At 36.3% G+C, this 18,125-nt stretch carries 13 protein-coding genes; 12 read left to right on the top strand and 1 reads right to left on the bottom strand.

Annotation, left to right across the window (positions count from 1 at the left end; genetic code table 11):
• The first annotated feature begins 124 nt into the window (after positions 1-124).
• From LPB89_RS09950 to LPB89_RS09940, 3 genes are all read left to right on the top strand, one after another.
• On the top strand, positions 125-538 hold the full coding sequence (locus tag LPB89_RS09950) for a DUF4293 domain-containing protein (protein ID WP_230701593.1): 414 nt from the start codon (positions 125-127) through the stop codon (positions 536-538).
• A gap of 154 nt (positions 539-692) precedes the next feature.
• On the top strand, positions 693-1,355 hold the full coding sequence (locus LPB89_RS09945) for a response regulator transcription factor (protein WP_230701592.1): 663 nt from the start codon (positions 693-695) through the stop codon (positions 1,353-1,355).
• On the top strand, positions 1,352-2,278 hold the full coding sequence (locus tag LPB89_RS09940; RefSeq protein ID WP_230701591.1) for a sensor histidine kinase: 927 nt from the start codon (positions 1,352-1,354) through the stop codon (positions 2,276-2,278). Before LPB89_RS09945 ends, LPB89_RS09940 begins: the two co-directional genes overlap by 4 nt.
• 4 nt (positions 2,279-2,282) lie before the next feature.
• On the opposite strand, the gene LPB89_RS09935 is transcribed toward LPB89_RS09940, so the two are convergent.
• Positions 2,283-2,777, bottom strand: a complete 495-nt coding sequence (locus tag LPB89_RS09935; protein WP_230701590.1) for a metallophosphoesterase — start codon at positions 2,775-2,777, stop codon at positions 2,283-2,285.
• A gap of 355 nt (positions 2,778-3,132) precedes the next feature.
• On the opposite strand from LPB89_RS09935, the gene truA reads away from it, so the two are divergent.
• From truA to lpdA, 9 genes are all read left to right on the top strand, one after another.
• Positions 3,133-3,873, top strand: a complete 741-nt coding sequence (gene truA / locus LPB89_RS09930; RefSeq protein WP_230701589.1) for a tRNA pseudouridine(38-40) synthase TruA — start codon at positions 3,133-3,135, stop codon at positions 3,871-3,873.
• A gap of 149 nt (positions 3,874-4,022) precedes the next feature.
• Positions 4,023-5,777 carry an ABC transporter ATP-binding protein gene (locus tag LPB89_RS09925; protein ID WP_230701588.1) on the top strand — a complete coding sequence of 585 codons (1,755 nt, stop codon included), beginning with the start codon at positions 4,023-4,025 and terminating at the stop codon, positions 5,775-5,777.
• A gap of 29 nt (positions 5,778-5,806) precedes the next feature.
• Positions 5,807-7,378 carry a histidine kinase gene (locus LPB89_RS09920; RefSeq protein WP_230701587.1) on the top strand — a complete coding sequence of 524 codons (1,572 nt, stop codon included), beginning with the start codon at positions 5,807-5,809 and terminating at the stop codon, positions 7,376-7,378.
• 86 nt (positions 7,379-7,464) lie between these two features.
• Positions 7,465-10,056, top strand: a complete 2,592-nt coding sequence (locus LPB89_RS09915) for a zinc-dependent metalloprotease (protein ID WP_230701586.1) — start codon at positions 7,465-7,467, stop codon at positions 10,054-10,056.
• Positions 10,057-10,074: 18 nt separating this feature from the next.
• Positions 10,075-13,413 (top strand): SusC/RagA family TonB-linked outer membrane protein, encoded by a 3,339-nt coding sequence (locus LPB89_RS09910; RefSeq protein WP_230701585.1) that lies wholly within the window; start codon positions 10,075-10,077, stop codon positions 13,411-13,413.
• A gap of 12 nt (positions 13,414-13,425) precedes the next feature.
• Positions 13,426-14,745: a RagB/SusD family nutrient uptake outer membrane protein gene (locus LPB89_RS09905; protein WP_230701584.1), complete on the top strand. Its 1,320-nt coding sequence runs from the start codon at positions 13,426-13,428 to the stop codon at positions 14,743-14,745.
• Between the two features lie 236 nt (positions 14,746-14,981).
• On the top strand, positions 14,982-15,746 hold the full coding sequence (locus LPB89_RS09900; protein WP_230701583.1) for a LytTR family DNA-binding domain-containing protein: 765 nt from the start codon (positions 14,982-14,984) through the stop codon (positions 15,744-15,746).
• Between the two features lie 200 nt (positions 15,747-15,946).
• Positions 15,947-16,531, top strand: coding sequence for an NUMOD4 domain-containing protein (locus LPB89_RS09895; RefSeq protein WP_230701582.1), 585 nt, complete (start codon positions 15,947-15,949; stop codon positions 16,529-16,531).
• A 205-nt stretch (positions 16,532-16,736) separates the two neighbouring features.
• Positions 16,737-18,125 (top strand): dihydrolipoyl dehydrogenase, encoded by a 1,389-nt coding sequence (gene lpdA / locus LPB89_RS09890; RefSeq protein ID WP_230701581.1) that lies wholly within the window; start codon positions 16,737-16,739, stop codon positions 18,123-18,125.

Raw genomic sequence — 18,125 nt, 5'->3', positions numbered from 1 at the left:
TTGTTTTGAATTGACCGCAGTATGAAGTGCTTACGGTATTATGATGCAATAATACGAATAAAATTTTATCATACAATAGTATTTATAAAAAAGAAAATATATTTTTGTAAAACAAATTCAGACCATGATACAACGAATTCAGACCGTATATTTAATTCTTACCTTCATTGTAACGGGGGTATTGGTGTTTTTTATCCCACTTTGGACATTAAGCAACGGAAAAGCATTTTATTTTATGCAGGATCAGGTGTACACTGTTTTACTGGGTCTGAGTACCATGCTGACGATTATCAGTATTATTTCATATAAGAAAAGACAAAACCAGTTTGTAATGGGCAGACTGAATATAATATTAAACTTAATTTTATTAGGATTATTTGTATATCGATCACTAAATTTATCTGGAGAGACAGTTACTGTTTCTGAGAAAGGTATTGGGATGTTTCTTCCGATTGTTGCTATCGTGTTATTAGTTTTAGCTAATAAGGCCATCAAGAAGGACGAAGATCTTGTAAAATCTGTAGATCGTTTGAGGTAAACCTATAAACTTAATTTATTTGTGTGAAAAAACCCGGATTTTATAATTCGGGTTTTTTTGTGGCTGCAAATTAATACCACATTATATTTAGCGTTAAAAGTGTTTTATTTGTAAGTTATTATTTATAAATTTGCCTGCACTATCAGAAAGGGCAATGAAGAAGAAAATCAGAATACATTTAGCAGACGACCATCAGGTACTTATTGACGGGCTTGCTAATTTATTAGGTACGGTCACAGACTTTGAGGTTGTAGGCCTCTCTCTCAACGGAGGGACTATTTATGAAGGTGTACTGGCCAGTAAAGCTGATATTTTATTACTGGACATCAGCATGCCTCTTAAAGACGGAATTAGTGTCCTCAAAGAATTCGGTCAAAAGAAATTTCCCTGCAAAGTCATTATTCTTTCGAGTTATGATGACTTAAAAATAGTAAAAGAAGTCATGAAACTGGGTGCCAGAGGCTATCTTACCAAAAAAAGCGCAGGCGAGAACATTATTGAAGCCATTAAAGCAGTAAACCGGGATGAAGAATATTTTGACAATTATATAAGAGAAAAAATCTTTGCCAGCTTCACGCACAACAATCCAAAATTAAATAAAAAGCCTTTTACCGGCAATCAACTGCTGAGCGAAAGAGAACTTGAGGTGATTACCCTGATATCACTTGAATACAGCGGCAAAGAAATAAGCGAACAACTTTTCATAAGCCTGAACACCGTAGAAACACACCGGAAAAATATAATGAAAAAGTTAAAACTCAAAAATGTGATCGGTATTGTAAAATATGCTTTAAAAAACAATTTGATAAATCCATGATTAGCCCTTTTTACATGTCCTTTTTAAGAAATATACTGATTTTTATTTTATTTTCAATCACAACTGCAGGTCCTGCTTCCAGCCGGGACAGCCTGCTTCCGGAAAAGACTGAAATCACTATCAATTCCATAAAAAAAGAACAGCTGCAGCTTATCAAAACCGACAATAAAAAAATCGTAAGCCTCATTATTATTCTCGTCATCCTGCTCATGATGTTATCTTATTTTTATTATCGCAACGGTGAATTAAAACGAAAAAACAAACAAAAAGATATCAAACAAAAAATACAGCTCAACATCATTAATTCCGGTATTGACGGTCAGGAAAATGAGCGTAAAAAAATTGCCGCTTTTTTACATGACAATATCAATTCTTTACTTTCTTCCGTTGGTTTACATCTCAATACATTCTCTACCCAACACAATATTCAGTCCGAGGAAATCACAAAAGCAAAGGCCATTTTAGAGGAAGCCCATGATCGGTTGCGCGATATGTCGCACGAACTTATACCCGCCCTTCTGGTTCGTTTCGGGCTATTGTTTGCTTTGGAAGATTTATGCGAGAAAAATACAAATCACAATATTCACTTCCAGTTTTTAAGTTCAGTTCCCGGCGAAAAAAGATATCCTGAAAAATTCGAAATGAAGATTTATTTTATCGTATCAGAACTCCTTAACAACATCATAAAACACAGTGGGGCCACAAAAGCCCAAATTTCTTTACGCGAAAACGAAAACTGGTTTATTCTAATTATTCAGGACAACGGAAAGGGATTTAACGCCGGAAAACAAAACGAAACGGAAGGTTTTGGCCTCAACCGGATCAGGGCACGAATTAAAAAATTAAAAGGAAGCATGACTATTATTTCCAAAGCAAATGAAAATACCGGAACTTCTGTAAAAATAAAAGTTCCGATTTCATAGAGGGTTATTTTTTACCGATTTCTATAATCTCCAGATCTTTGATTTTATCATCATCAATTACAAATCGCAACATGGTTCTCATTTGATGGAATCCGCTTTTACCGGCTGCCCCGGGATTCATATGCAATAAATTATTCTTTTTATCAAACATGACTTTCAGGATATGGGAGTGTCCGCAAATAAATAATTTAGGTGGGTTTGCCGAGATTTCTTCTCTGATATTTGGATTGTATTTTCCCGGATAACCTCCAATATGAGTTATCCAGACGTCTACATTTTCACATAAAAAACGATTGTGTAACGGAAATTCCAATCTGGCTTTTGCGTCGTCTATATTCCCATAAACACAGCGCAAAGGTTTCAGTTTTTTTATAGTATCAGTAACATTCAGATCACCAATATCACCAGCATGCCAGACTTCATCGGCCTGTGCCACGTATTTTAAAATCACATCATCTATATGGCTGTGCGTATCGGAAAGAAGGAGGATTTTTTTCAATTTTTTAAGGTACAAAGGTTCAGAGGTGCAAAGGTACAAAGATTTTTTGTGGAGGTACAAAGGTTCAGAGAGACAAACGCACAAAGGTTCCCTTTTAGCTACTGAACCACTATGGTTGTTGGCGCTAAGTATTGTTTTTTTTAAAGTTTTTACAGACGCCATGGAATCATAATTTAAACTTATTAACACCAATAAAATGTTTGTCTGAAAAGAAAACCTTTGAGCCTCTGAACTCTGAACCTTTGTACCTTTGTACCTCCAAAAAAAACTCAGCACCTTAGCTCTTCAGAATCTTAGGACCTTCAAAGAAAAAAATCTTTGTACCTTTGCCGCTCAAAACCTATGAACCTTTACCTTGAGATATTTTATTCAATTCGCATACAACGGAACACAGTATCACGGCTGGCAAATTCAGCCCAACGCCTCCTCTGTTCAGGAAACCTTAAACAAGGCACTTTCGGTTTTGTTAAATTCTTCTATAAATGTTATGGGAGCCGGGCGAACAGATACAGGAGTTCATGCGCAGCTAATGTATGCCCATTTTGATTTTGAAGCTCCGGTTGATACTGCGATGTTAGTACACAAACTCAACTCCTATTTACCAAAAGACATTGCGATTTTTGATCTTATCAAAGTTCATGATGATGCACATTGCCGGTTTGATGCGACGAAGCGAACGTACGAATATCACATCAACACTGTTAAAAATCCGTTTCTGGAGGAATTGAGTTGGTATTTTAATCAAAAATTAGACGTAGTTTTGATGAATGAAGCTGCGAAAATCTTACTGAATCACACCGATTTCCAGTGTTTTTCGAAAGTGAATACGGACGTAAATACATTTGACTGCACGATTTTTGAGGCGTACTGGACGCATGAAAACAACAAGCTTGTTTTTACGATTTCGGCGAATCGATTTCTCAGGAATATGGTCCGGTCTATTGTCGGTACGCTGGTCAATATTGGTTTGCATAAAATTTCACTGGCGGATTTTGAAAACATCATTGCCAGTAAAAGCAGAGAAAAAGCCGGGTTTTCAGTTCCGGCACACGGATTATATTTAACCGATATATCTTATGATTATATCACAAATTAGCCCTGATTGCAGTGAAAAGCTTTTTTGAAAAAAATATAGTTTTTTGTAATTTTTATGGAGCGACCAGCGGAAGCTTTATAAAAATATTACAAAAACATATTTTTAAGAAAAACTTGTAACGGAAAGCAGGAATAGCTCCTTAAAAGTAAATGAAAGCAAAAGCATTTGATACCCGTTTATTCAAACGAATCCTAAAATATACCAAACCTTACAAAGGGCGCTATTATGGCGTTATTATCTTTGCCGTTTCCCTGTCCGTTTTTGCAGCACTCCGCCCCTATTTATTAAAACAAACGGTCGACGGCTATATCAAAACACACGATCAGCATGGATTGCTGATGTACATCATATTGATGGGCGTTGTCCTTCTGATGGAAGTTTTCTCCCAGTTTTATTTTGTGTACTGGGCAAACTGGCTTGGACAGGATATTGTAAAAGACATCCGTACTAAACTTTTCAAACATATCTTAAGTTTCAGGATGAAATATTTTGATCTGGTTCCGGTGGGACAATTGGTTACCCGGTCGGTTTCGGATATTGAATCGATAGCGCGAATTTTCAGCCAGGGACTGTTTATGATTATCAGTGACCTGATGAAAATGCTGGTGGTACTGCTTTTTATGTTTTACATGAACTGGAAACTAACCTGGATTGTGGTCGTTGCCATGCCAATTCTGGTTTTCATTACCCGAATTTTCCAGCGTAAAATGCAGGTTGCCTTTGAGGAAGTTCGTACGCAGATTGCCAACATGAATTCGTTTGTTCAGGAGCGTGTTACCGGAATGAAGATCGTACAGCTTTTTAACCGGGAGCGAATTGAAGCCGAAAATTTCAAAGAAATAAACAACAAACACAAAGTGGCCTGGATAAAAACCATCCTGTACAACTCGATATTTTTCCCCATTGCCGATATTATTTCATCGATTACACTGGGACTGGTAGTCGTTTATGGCGGATTCCGAATTCTGAACGGGGACCATTTTACTACTTTTGGAGATTTGTTTTCCTATACGATGTTCATCGGAATGCTTTTTAATCCGCTGCGACAGATTGCGGATAAATTTAATGAGATGCAGCTGGGCATGATTGCGGCCAATCGTGTCTTTGATATCATCGACACTCAGGATCACATTCAGGACACCGGAACGCTGGAAGCACCTGTTTTTGATGGAAGCATTGAATTTAAGGAAGTCCGTTTTAGTTACATCCCGGAAGAAGAAGTCATAAAAGGAATTGATTTATCGGTTGCCTCCGGCCAGACGATAGCTATTGTAGGATCGACAGGTGCGGGAAAATCGACTATTATCAATTTACTGAATCGCTTTTACGAAATTAACAGCGGAACTATTTATATTGACGATCAGAATATCGAGAACTATACGCTGGCTTCCCTCCGAAAACAAATTGCCGTTGTTTTACAGGACGTGTTTCTGTTTGCCGATACGATCTACAATAATATTACGTTACACCATCCGGAGATTACCCGGGAACAGGTTTTGAATGCTGCTAAAAAAATCGGAGTGCATGATTTCATTATGAGTCTGCCCGACAATTATGATTTTGATGTTAAGGAACGTGGTGTTATGCTTTCATCCGGGCAGCGTCAGCTGATTGCTTTTTTACGTTCTTATGTGAGTAACCCGAGTATTTTGATTTTAGATGAAGCTACTTCGTCTATTGATACGTATTCGGAAGAACTGATCCAGCGTGCGACTGAAACCATTACAAAAGGAAGGACTTCGATTATTATTGCACACCGACTGGCCACAATTGTAAACGCAGACAAAATTGTAGTGATGGACAAAGGTTTAATTGTGGAACAGGGAACACATCAGGAATTGCTGAACAAAACCGACGGCTATTATAAAAACCTTTACGATTCACAATTTTCGGTAGCCAATTAATTTTTAATTTCTAAACTAACTATCCTTTTTTGAAATTCAGATTTAGCAATATTACCTCCAGAAGAGCGTTCCTGATTTACGGAACAATCTCTATTTTGCTTACTGTGGTTTCGGTGTATTTCCTTAGCAGCTTAATTACGGATCTTACCGAAAAATCCAATGAAGAGGTGGCGCAGCGAAATTTCATCAAAAAGCAGGAATTTATGTCGCAGGAATTTTCAAAGTTTCTGGAACAGGAAAATCAGATTAAAAATGTTGTAAAGATTAGTAATTCCAAAAACCTTTCTGCCAATCTCGAAGTACTGAGTTCAATTCAGATGACAAATTCTTTACTAACTAATAATTGGTTTAAGATTAATGATCGTGAAATTCATTTTGGGAATGATACCGTTTCTGTTGCATTAAAAAAAAACATTCGCGATTTTGCTCTTCAAAACACAACTGCACAACACATCAGTACCATTATTCCCCAGGGAAAGGAATGGATATGGAGAATTTATTTTAAATTAGTTGCTCCTGATCATACTACTGTACGGTATGGTTATGACATCAATTTAAAAGCATTACACGATTATTTTGCAACAATTGACGGAACAGCACCCAATTATGCGTTTGTATTTGATCAGAAAGGTACCTGCATCTTTCACCCCGAATCCGATTTTATAGGAAAAAATGTGTACGATATAAGTTCACTACAGGCTTCAGATACTATTTTCAGCAAGAACCATGATTATGTAAAAAGGGTAACTTTATCGGAATATCTCAAACTTGATGTCATCCGGTTTACTAAAAGAGTGAACTTAAAAGGTTCTCACTGGTACATTTGTGTCAGTTTTGTGAAAGATTTTGTGGTGGAGAACGTTACTACAATAAAAAAATATACCACCTTAATTTATTCGATTACGACTGTAATGCTTCTTCTGATTTTCTATCTGTTTACATATGCAAACCGAAGAGCGTATCAGGAAAAAGAAGTAGTTATTCAGGAAAAAAATACACTGCTGGTAGAAAACGAAAAAATTGTCAAAGAAAAGGCGCTGATGCAGTTACAGCAATTGATAGAGCAGATCAATCCGCATTTTTTATTCAATTCGTTAAACTCGCTTTATATGTTAATTGACAGCGATGTAAAAACAGCGCAGAAATTCACCCTGAATCTGTCCCGTATTTATCGTTATCTAATTGATCCGCCAGAAAAAAATATCGTTCTGCTTAAAAATGAACTGTTATTTATAGAAAAATATATTTTCCTGCAACAGACCCGTTTCAGGGAAGAGTTGTTTTTTTCTATTGAAATTGAGGATGAATCGGCTCTCACCAAAAGTGTTCCTTACCTGTCCTTTCAGATTATTATCGAAAATGTCATAAAACACAATATGGCTACTTCGGAAATTCCGTTGCACACCAGGATTGTTATTAAGACTGATCATGTTGTTATCTCTAACAACCTGCAGCCCAAACAAAATTCAGAGCCAGGTACCAAATTTGGGTTAAATTATCTAAAGAGCATTTATAGCCACTATGCTAAAACTGATTTTCAGGCTACAGAAAAAGAAGGCAATTTCGTATGTATTATGCCTTTAATTGACATTCACTCCTAAAAAAAAGCCATTCACTCCTTTTCCTTTTTTTTTTGACCGGATAACAAATATTTTCGAGCAAAAATTAACCTAAAATTAACACCACAATGAGGAAAAAGGCAATCCTGTGTAACTTAAAAGTAATCGTCGCATTAGTTTTATTTTTATTAGGTCCTATTTCTGTTTTTTCACAAAAGAATAAGAAAAAAGAAAATACTACCGAAATAGAAAAAGATAGCACATCTTCCAAAAAAGGAAAAAAATACAATGACCTTGTAAAAAAAGGAACTGTAAAAAAAGGTCTTTTTAATATTATCCAGGTTAAAACAGATGTCTATTTTGAAATTCAGGACAGTTTATTCGAAAGAGAGTTTTTAGTAGTAAACAAATTGTCCCAGGTTCCTTTTCAGGTGAATGATTTCGGATACAATAAAGGAATGAATTACGAAAACAAAGTAATCACTTTCTATAAAGATACAGTAGCAAAGAAAGTTTGGGTAAAATCTTATCTTCCTAAAGTTTCGTCTCCGAAAGACGATGCGATAACCGCTTCGGTAAAAGATAATTTTTCAGAATCCATTATTGAAGTATTTGATATCGAAACCAAAAATAATGATTCGACTTCGGTTGTTATTAAGGTCAACAAGATTTTTGACGGAAAACAAAAAAGCTTTAACGATGTCCTTAGCAATATCGAATTTGGAGGTTCGGTACAATCGAATTTATCCTATATCGAAAGTTCAAAAGCATTCCCGAAAAATGTTGTGGTAAAATCACAATTGACCACTTCGATTAGTGAAGGCGGCCCTGCTTTATCTGTAACCCTTGGGGTGACAAGCAATATTGTTTTACTTGATAAAGTTCCGATGAAACCCCGTTTTTCCGATAACCGCATTGGCTATTTCACCGAAAAACACTGGTATTTTGCCGATGCCCAACAGGCAATGGTTGAAAAAGAACTGATTACCCGCTGGAGATTAGAACCAAAAAAGGAAGATGAAGAAAGATATCTGAAAGGTGAATTGGTGGAACCTAAAAAACCTATCGTTTATTATATCGATCCTTCGACTCCAAAACAGTGGAGAAAATATATTATTGACGGTGTTCACGACTGGCAGGTTGCTTTTGAAAAAGCCGGTTTTAAAAATGCTATCATTGCCAAAGAGCCTACAGAAGCCGATTTGGATTTTGATATTGACGATGTACGTTATTCTGTTATTACTTATGCCGCTTCGCAAAAGTCAAATGCGATGGGACCATCGGTTGTTGATCCAAGAAGCGGTGAAATTATTGAAGCCGATATTATCTGGTGGCATAATGTAATGACGTCTTTACAGAGCTGGATGCGTATTCAGACCGGACCAATTGATCCGAAATCAAGAGGAAATACCTTTAGCGACGAACATATGGGAGAAGCGATCCGTTTTGTATCGTCTCACGAAGTAGGTCACACTTTTGGACTGAAACATAATATGGGGGCTTCTTTTGCTTATGATGTTGAATCATTACGTTCTAAAGAATTCACGGCAAAAATGGGTGGAACGGCTCCTTCGATTATGGATTATGCCCGTTATAATTATGTAGCACAACCGGAAGATAATGTGACGGCTATCACTCCAAAAATTGGTGAATATGACAAATACGCTATCGAATGGGGATACAGATGGTACGCTAATAATGATAATGAGAGATTAAAACTGAATTCATTAATCACTTTACATCAAAACGATCCGATTTATTTTTATGGCGAACAACAGGGAGACGTAATTGATCCGCGTTCCCAATCGGAAGATTTAGGAAATGATGCTGTAAAAGCAAGTGAATACGGATTGAAAAACCTAAAACGTGTCGTAGATAATATTTTAGACTGGACATACGATAAGGATCAGTCTTATTACGAAACGGCAAAATTATACATTGGAACGATTGGCCAGTGGCAATTGTACAACCGTCACGTACTAAACAATATTGGCGGAATCTATCTTAACGTAACCGTTCACGGAGACAACAAACAAAGCTACGTTCCGGTTCCTGCTGCCATGCAAAAAAGAGCAGCAGATTATTTAGTAAAAAATGTAATAACGATTCCGCAATGGTTGTTTTTCAATCCGATTCTGGACAAAACGAATCCGTTAAAAGATTCTCCGCTTGGACCTTACGAATATACACCTTACACTTTGGCAAGAGAATTACAATGCGGAATATTGTACGATTTATTGAGCGACGAACGTTTATTAAGAATGACGGAGAATGAATTATATCAGCGTAATGAAACCAAAGAAAAGGTTTTTACCGTAAATGAATTATTCAAAAAATTACATCAGCAGATTTTTGCCCCGACGATCCTAAACAAATCACTAACGATTCTGGAGCGTATGACCCAAAAGAATTATGTAGATATTTTAATTGTTTCGACCAATAAAATATTTGAAAAAACAGAACCTAAGAAAACAGTTGATTTACACACCTTAAACATGCCTCAGTTATGTACGTATATGCAGGACGGAGAAATGATAAGAAACATTAATCAGTACTCTTTAAAAAGAATTACAGAAGTCACTTCTGATAAAAAAGGAGAACTTGGAAAAGTGCTTCAGCTGTTAAAAAGCAAAAAAAATACCGGAGATCAGTCTACTCAGAACCATTATACCGATTTAATACAAAGAATAGAAAAAGCATTAAGTAACACAACCTTTTAATAAATAACCCCCAAAAACATGAGAAAAATTTTACATGCCCTACTGCTTCTCCTGGCCATCGCAGGATACTCGCAGGAAACCCGAACTATTACGGGTATAATACTAGACGAAGCGGATCAGTCGCCAATACCCGGTGCATCGATTTTTGTTGAAAACAATTCGATTTCAAACAAAACATCCTATGCCGGAATTATTCAAAGTGAAGGTATCGGAACAACTACCGACTTTGATGGTAAGTTTAGCTTGAAAATAGCAAAGAACATTACTTCTTTGAGAGTTACTTTTATGGGATACAAATCGTATACTCTTGAATTAGATGCTCAGAAAAATTATACTGTCAGCTTAAAATCTGAGACTGCAAAGCTTCAGGAAGTAGTGGTAACAGGTTACCAGAAAATTGAGAAAAGAAAACTTACTTCTGCCGTTACAAAAATTGACATGTCTGCGATTCAACAAACAGGGGTTTCGAGTATTGACCAGTTGTTAGTTGGACAAATTGCAGGGGTTGCTGTGAGTACTCCGTCTGGAGCACCGGGAGCACCGGCAAAAATCAGAATCAGGGGTACAGCTTCTTTAAGTGGCACACAAGATCCGTTATGGGTACTGGATGGTTTACCATTAGAGAACAATGAAGTCCCAAAAAACTACGATAAGGACAATATCGATAATCTTACTAATTATTCTATCGCAGGTTTAAACCCGGACGACATCAAAGATATTACTATTTTAAAAGATGCCGCTGCAACTGCTATTTATGGTGCCCGCGCCGCAAATGGTGTAATCGTAGTAACTACTAAAAAAGGTAGAGCAGGTAAAATGGTAGTAAGTTTCAATACGAATACTTTTATTACGCAAAGACCTGAATTTTCTAAATTAAACTTAATGAACGCAAGTGAGAAAGTTGATTTAGAACTTAGCATGGCAGGCCGTGAAGATTTAACTTATAGAGACACCGGTGGTGATATTGCTCGTATCCTTAACGGGTCGAATGAATTAGCAGCTTTCAGAGCCGGTGGATTCTCTTCTTTAAGCCCTCAGACACAACAATCTATTAACAGCTTAAGAGGAAACAATACCAACTGGGGTAACTTATTGTACCAAACTGCAATAAATACACAACACGGTTTAAGTTTATCCGGAGGTGGTGAAAAATCAGATTACTATTTCTCTTTAGGATACTATGATGAAAAAGGAACTACTATTGGAACTGGTTTCAAACGTTACAACTTAACGTTAAAAAACAACTATGAAATCACAGACAAATTTAAAGTTGGTGTTGGAATCTTCGGATCTGAAAACAAAACTATTTCTTATTTGACCGATACGGATGCTTTTACTAATCCTGCAAATTACTCCAGAAATGTAAACCCGTATTTAACTCCTTACAACGCTGACGGAAGTTATAAATATGATAAAGACATATCAGGTTATTCAGATCGTTACGTGCCTTTTAACTTCCTTGAAGAAAGAGCCAATACCTCTTATGATTTAAAAACCAGAGCCGTAAAAGCTTTATTGGATGCTGAATATAAAGTAACTAAAGACTTAAAAGTAACAAGCCAGTTAGGTTTACAGTTGGATAATACGTCCAGCGAAAAATATGCGGGTAAAGAGACTTATTACACTAGAAAACAAAGAGAAAAATCAAGATATTTCTCAAACGGAGCGTTCAATTATTTCCTTCCTGATGGTGGTGTGATCCAAAACAGTAATACTGACTTTTTCCAGTACAACCTGAAAACAATGATCAACTATTCTAAAGTTATTGGAGAGAAACACGAAATTGAAGCAATGGTAGGTAATGAGCTAAGAAGAAATTACAATACCTTTGTTGCTACTAAAGGATTTGGTTTTGATAAAAATAATTTAACTACACAACAAATTATTTTCCCAACGACATCTTTTGCTAACGACGCAGATTACAAAACGTATATTAAGACTAAAAATGAAAACGCTTTTGCTTCCTTTTTTGCAACAGCTTCTTATACCTATGACAGAAAGTACAGCTTCTTCGGAAGTGTCAGATACGATGGTTCAGATTTATTTGGTGTAGATCCAAAATATAAATATTTACCACTTTGGTCTACTTCTGCTTCATGGGCCGTTTCTGAAGAAGATTTCTTAAAAGATAATTTAACACTTTCTAACTTAAGACTTCGTGCTTCTTACGGATTACAAGGAAACATTGACAAGGGAACTTCTCCATATGTAGTGGGTAGAGGAAGCAGTACTATTATTTTACCGGGACAATCAGAACCTACACTTGTAGTGGAAAGTCCGCCAAATGATAAATTACGTTGGGAAAAAACAACAAATACCAACTTAGGTATGGATCTTGGTTTATTCAATAACCGTATCAGCATTGTAACCGATTTATACGGAAGAAAAAGTACAGACCTTATTGGTTTAAGAGCACTTCCGTTAGAAAATGGTTTCGAATACACGAATTTAAACTGGGCACAAGTAAGCAATAAAGGTTACGAAATTACTTTGTCGACCAAAAACATCGACCGTCCAAACTTTAAATGGAATACAAGCATTAACTTTTCTCATAACAAAAGTAACATTGACCGTATCGAAGTACGTGACACTGATTACCTGCCGAACAGAGAAGGACGTGGTGTAAATGCTATTTTTGGATTTAAAACAAACGGAATTGACGAAAACGGATATCCTTTATTTGTAAACAAAAAAGGAGAAACGGTAAACACTCAGACATTCTTTGGTTTATTTGATCCGTATGCTGATTTCTTCCCTGGAGAATTGACGCAGTCAAAATTATCAGCAAGCGAATTCAGAGATTTGTTTACCTACTTAGGAGACAGAGACCCTAAATTTACAGGAGGTATCACGAATACTTTCAAAGTAAGTAATTTTGATCTTACCATTGCTGCTTCTTTTAATTTAAAACAAACAGTAGTAAGAACTCCTCCTTACAACGGAACAACAGTTGACAGAGGACAAAATTACAGCAATGAAATTTTGAATGCATGGTCACCAACGAACACTTCATCTAATTTACCTGCAATTAATGGTAAAGATTCAGGAACAGGAGATTCTTACATGGCATACCTATGGTATTCCGGACAAAACCAAATCCCGACTTACAATTATTTAGATACATGGGTTAGCGAAATGAGTTATATGAGATTGAGCAGTATGCGTTTAGGTTATACATTCCCTAAAGCGTTTACAGACCAAATCAACATTCAAAGTATCCGATTCAATGTTGAGGCAAGAAACTTATTCGTAATCAGTTCTGACTACAAAGGTTACTTTGACCCTGAAACATTCGGAAACATTTATGCACAACCAGTTCCTAAGTCATTCACTTTAGGATGTAATGTAACTTTCTAATAAAATTTAAAGATGAAAAAATTCTCAAAATATATAGCCCTTTTTGTTGCGGCACTTGCGGTAACAAGTTGCGACGATTACCTGGATATTACACCTGTAGGCCGTGTTATTCCACAAACACTTGAACAATATCGTGCCGTTTTAACGACAGGATATGCAAGTTATCCGGAACACAAATCATTGACTGCAGTTCGTACAGACGAATTGACAATGAATGAATTTAGTGATGAATTAAATGTTTACAAAGACATTTATACCTGGAAAGATTCTAATCCGGACCGTATTACCTTTACGTTCCAATATCAGGATCTGTATACTGTAATTTTCTACACGAATGTGGTCATCAACGAAGCAGCGTCAAAATTAGAAGCTTCACCTGAAAAAAACCAACTAGTAGGAGAAGCTTATGCATTAAGAGCAATGGCATACTTTGATTTGGTAAACCTTTTTGGTAAACCTTACAGCGCTGCAACTGCAGGTTCAGACAAAGGAGTTCCTTTGGCACTTGAGATCGATTTAGAGCAGGCTTTTGTACCTGAAAGTGTTGGAGTAATTTACAATCAGATTATTGCCGATACGCAGGAAGCGGAGAAATTAATCAATTTAGATACACAGGCAACAGGTAAAAACTACCGTTTTTCTAAGGCTGCCTTATTTAGTTTAGAAAGCCGTATCTTTTTGTACCAGCAACAATGGCAAAAATCTTTTGATGCTGCAAACAAAGCTTTAGCGATCAACAGCACTTTAGTGGACTTAAAAGCTACACCGGTTTTCGCAACTAAATTCAATTCAAAAGAATCAATTTTAGCCCTTGAAGACGGATACATTAACGGTCTTAAAGGAACATCTTATGCTTCACCTGACCTAATTGCGGCTTACAGCAAGACTACTGATTTACGTTTTCCTCTTTACTTTTTAGCAAACGGAAGCCGTTTCAGAATTCAAAAAGGAGGTAACGATGATCAAAAATGTTCTTTCAGAACTTCTGAGTTGTATTTGACAAAAGCAGAAACTGCATTAAAACTGAATAATATTGGTGAGGCTAAAACAACTGTTTTAAGCTTTATCAAAAACAGATATACTGCGGCAGGATATACACAACTTGAAACTACTGTCAGTGCAATGAATGCTGCTGATTTAACCAACTTCATTTTGGAAGAAAGACACCGTGAATTTGCTGTTGAAGGACACCGTTGGTTTGATTTAAGAAGAACAACACAAAAAGAAATCATCCATACACTAGATGGTGACACTTACAAACTGATACAAAACGATCCGCGTTATACCATTATCTACCCGGCAAATGCGAGATTAAACAATCCCAATCTATAATACCTATTGTTTTTTTTGAAAGAGGTCCAGTTGCAAAACTGGGCCTCTTTTTGTTTATTAAAGCAGTAAAATAAAAACACATTACCTGGTTTAAACGTTCTCGTGAAACAAAATCCCTTCAAAATTTGAATAAAAAAACAATTCAGTATCATCAATTATAAAGCTTAACTAATATATTTGCAGAGTCAAATACCAGCTTTGTAGTAGTATCAAAGCAATACACCATTCAAAAGAAGATGAAAATTGCCATTGTTGAAGATGAATATCTTGCTTCGAGTTATCTGAAATCTATTTTAGAACAGCAAAATATTGTACCGATCGCAGAAATAACAGTTTTAAAATCGGTAAAAGAAGCCGTTGTTTTTTTTGCTGAAAATAACGTTGACCTGGCTTTTATGGACATTCATCTCGGCGACGGAAAAAGTCTCGAAATTTTCGAAAAAACCATTATCGCCTGCCCTGTTATTTTCGTTACAGCTTATGATTCTTACGCCATAAGGGTTTTCAAACATTTTACGATCGATTATCTCCTGAAACCTTTTGAAGAACAGGAATTGTTTGAAGCACTGGAAAAATTTAAAAAAATAAAAAACACTTTCAACAGCGATGCTACCATTCAGTCACTGGTTGCACTCGAAAATCCGGAAACCAGCAAAATCCAGCGTCACTTTTTAGTCAACCACGGATACAAACTTATTTCTGTTAACGAAAATGATATTACCTACTTTGTCGCTTCGGGCAAGCACCTTTTTATTTATGTAAATTCAGGAAACAGCCATTTATACGATAATACCCTTACCGACATCATTCACAATCTGGATCCGGTTATTTTCTTTAAAGTCAACAGAAAATACATTGTAAACAGAAACATTATCAAAGAAGTCATCAAACATTCCAATCAGAAAATCGAACTGAAACTTACCGTTCGACCTGTAGAAGACGACCCGATAATCATCAGCAAAAAGGAAATAAACAATTTCAAGAATTGGCTTGATCAGTAAATTAATGCTAATTTTTGGTTCAAAAAAGTATTGGTTTTTAAATTTTAGGCAGTAAAATCCGTTTTCAAATGCTAAAAAAGTTCTTAAAAAAGTTAAAATAGCGTTATAAGAATCATAAAACTGCCCTTCAAAACCAATCCTATAGCCTTTGTCCTTTTTGAATTTTTTATATTTGAGAATCAAATCAAATGTAAAAGACAATGCCAATAAATAGATTTTATCCAAACGAAGAATTCAAAGAAATAGAAATAAATGCCTCTTTGCAACTTAAATACGCCATTTCAAACAGAGGAAGATTAATAAGTTTTACCGACGAAATACAAAACGGCCGGCTTTTAAAAGGAGGCCTAAGCGACGGATATCCGACATTCCGTTTCAAAGTGAAGAAAGATGACAAAATTGTCAATAAATATCTTTTCTTATATAAATTAGTAGCGCAGTATTTCATTCCGAAAAAATCAGAAGAACAAAGTTATGTACTCCATCTGGATTACAACAGAAGCAATGATGATGTCAGCAATTTACGCTGGGCAACAAAAGCCGAAATGATGGAACACAGCCGCAAAAGCCCTCATGTAATTCAGGCCAAAAAGAATCTGATTGAACACAACCTAAAAGCCGACGGAAGAAAATTAACCACGACCAAAGTGATGTTAATAAAGAAAATCCTGGCCAGGCCCGAACAAAAAACGCGTCTGAAAATGATTGCCAAGCAATTTGGCGTAAGCGAAATGCAGATCAGAAGAATTGCCAGCGGTGAAAACTGGGGACATATTAAGGTTTAATCAACTTTACTAAAATACTAAAGGTAAAATGTGAGATGTAGGATATTTAAATCAACATTTCACATTTTACCTTTTTACTTTTTTACAACTTACTATTTTTTTAAAATAAATCCTTAAATTCGCAATCACAAATAACAAAGAAATTGAAAATGAGTTTCGGATTCATAAACTTCATTTTCGGTAGTAAATACTAAAAGCAAAAAAAATGAAATACGACGTTATTGTTTTAGGAAGTGGTCCTGGCGGATATGTTACAGCAATTAGAGCTTCACAATTAGGTTTTAAAGTAGCTGTAGTTGAAAAAGAAAACCTAGGTGGTGTATGTTTGAACTGGGGATGTATCCCGACAAAAGCATTGCTAAAATCAGCTCAGGTTTTTGATTATCTGAAACACGCTTCTGACTACGGATTAAAAGTTTCTGAATTTGATAAAGATTTCCCTGCTGTGGTACAACGCAGCCGTAATGTGGCAGATGGAATGAGCAAAGGAGTTCAGTTCTTAATGAAGAAAAACAAAATTGACGTTATTGAAGGTTTTGGAAAACTAAAACCGGGAAAAAAACTTGACGTTACAGACAAAGACAATAAAGTTACCGAATATAGTGCAGATCATATTATCATTGCAACCGGAGCACGCTCCCGTGAGTTACCAAACTTACCTCAGGATGGTGTAAAAGTAATCGGATACCGTCAGGCAATGACATTACCAACACAGCCAAAATCTATGATTATTGTAGGTTCAGGAGCAATTGGAGTGGAGTTTGCACATTTCTATAACTCAATGGGAACAGATGTTACTATTGTAGAATTTATGCCAAATGTGGTACCGGTAGAAGACGAAGATATCTCAAAACAATTTGAAAAATCTTTGAAAAAAGCAGGTATTAAAGTAATGACCAGTTCTTCTGTAGAATCATTGGATACTTCAGGAGCGGGTGTAAAAGCAACAGTAAAAACAGCTAAAGGAGAAGAAATCCTTGAAGCTGATATCGTACTTTCTGCAGTTGGAATCAAAACAAACATTGAAAACATAGGTCTTGAAGAAGTTGGTATCGCTGTTGACAGAGATAAAATCTTAGTAAACGCTTACAACCAAACCAATATTCCGGGTTATTACGCGATTGGAGATGTTACTCCTGGGCAGGCTTTAGCTCACGTAGCTTCTGCTGAAGGAATCAACTGTGTTGAAAAAATCAAAGGATTACACGTAGACCCAATCGATTACGGAAACGTTCCGGGTTGTACTTACGCAACTCCTGAAATCGCTTCTGTTGGTCTGACTGAAAAACAAGCAAGAGAAAAAGGATACGACTTAAAAATTGGTAAATTCCCGTTCTCTGCTTCAGGAAAAGCAAAAGCATCCGGTAATTCAGACGGATTCGTAAAAGTAATCTTCGATGCTAAATACGGAGAATGGTTAGGATGCCACATGATTGGTGCCGGAGTTACAGATATGATTGCTGAGGCAGTTGTAGCCCGTAAACTGGAAACTACAGGTCACGAAATCCTAAAATCCATCCACCCTCACCCAACAATGAGCGAGGCTGTTATGGAAGCTGTAGCTGATGCTTATGGCGAAGTAATTCACTTGTAA

The sequence above is a fragment of the Flavobacterium sp. ENC genome, from assembly GCF_020991415.1.
Lineage (GTDB): Bacteria > Bacteroidota > Bacteroidia > Flavobacteriales > Flavobacteriaceae > Flavobacterium.
The sequence above is the reverse complement of the archived record's forward strand: the minus strand, read 5'-3'. Positions and strand labels throughout refer to the sequence as shown.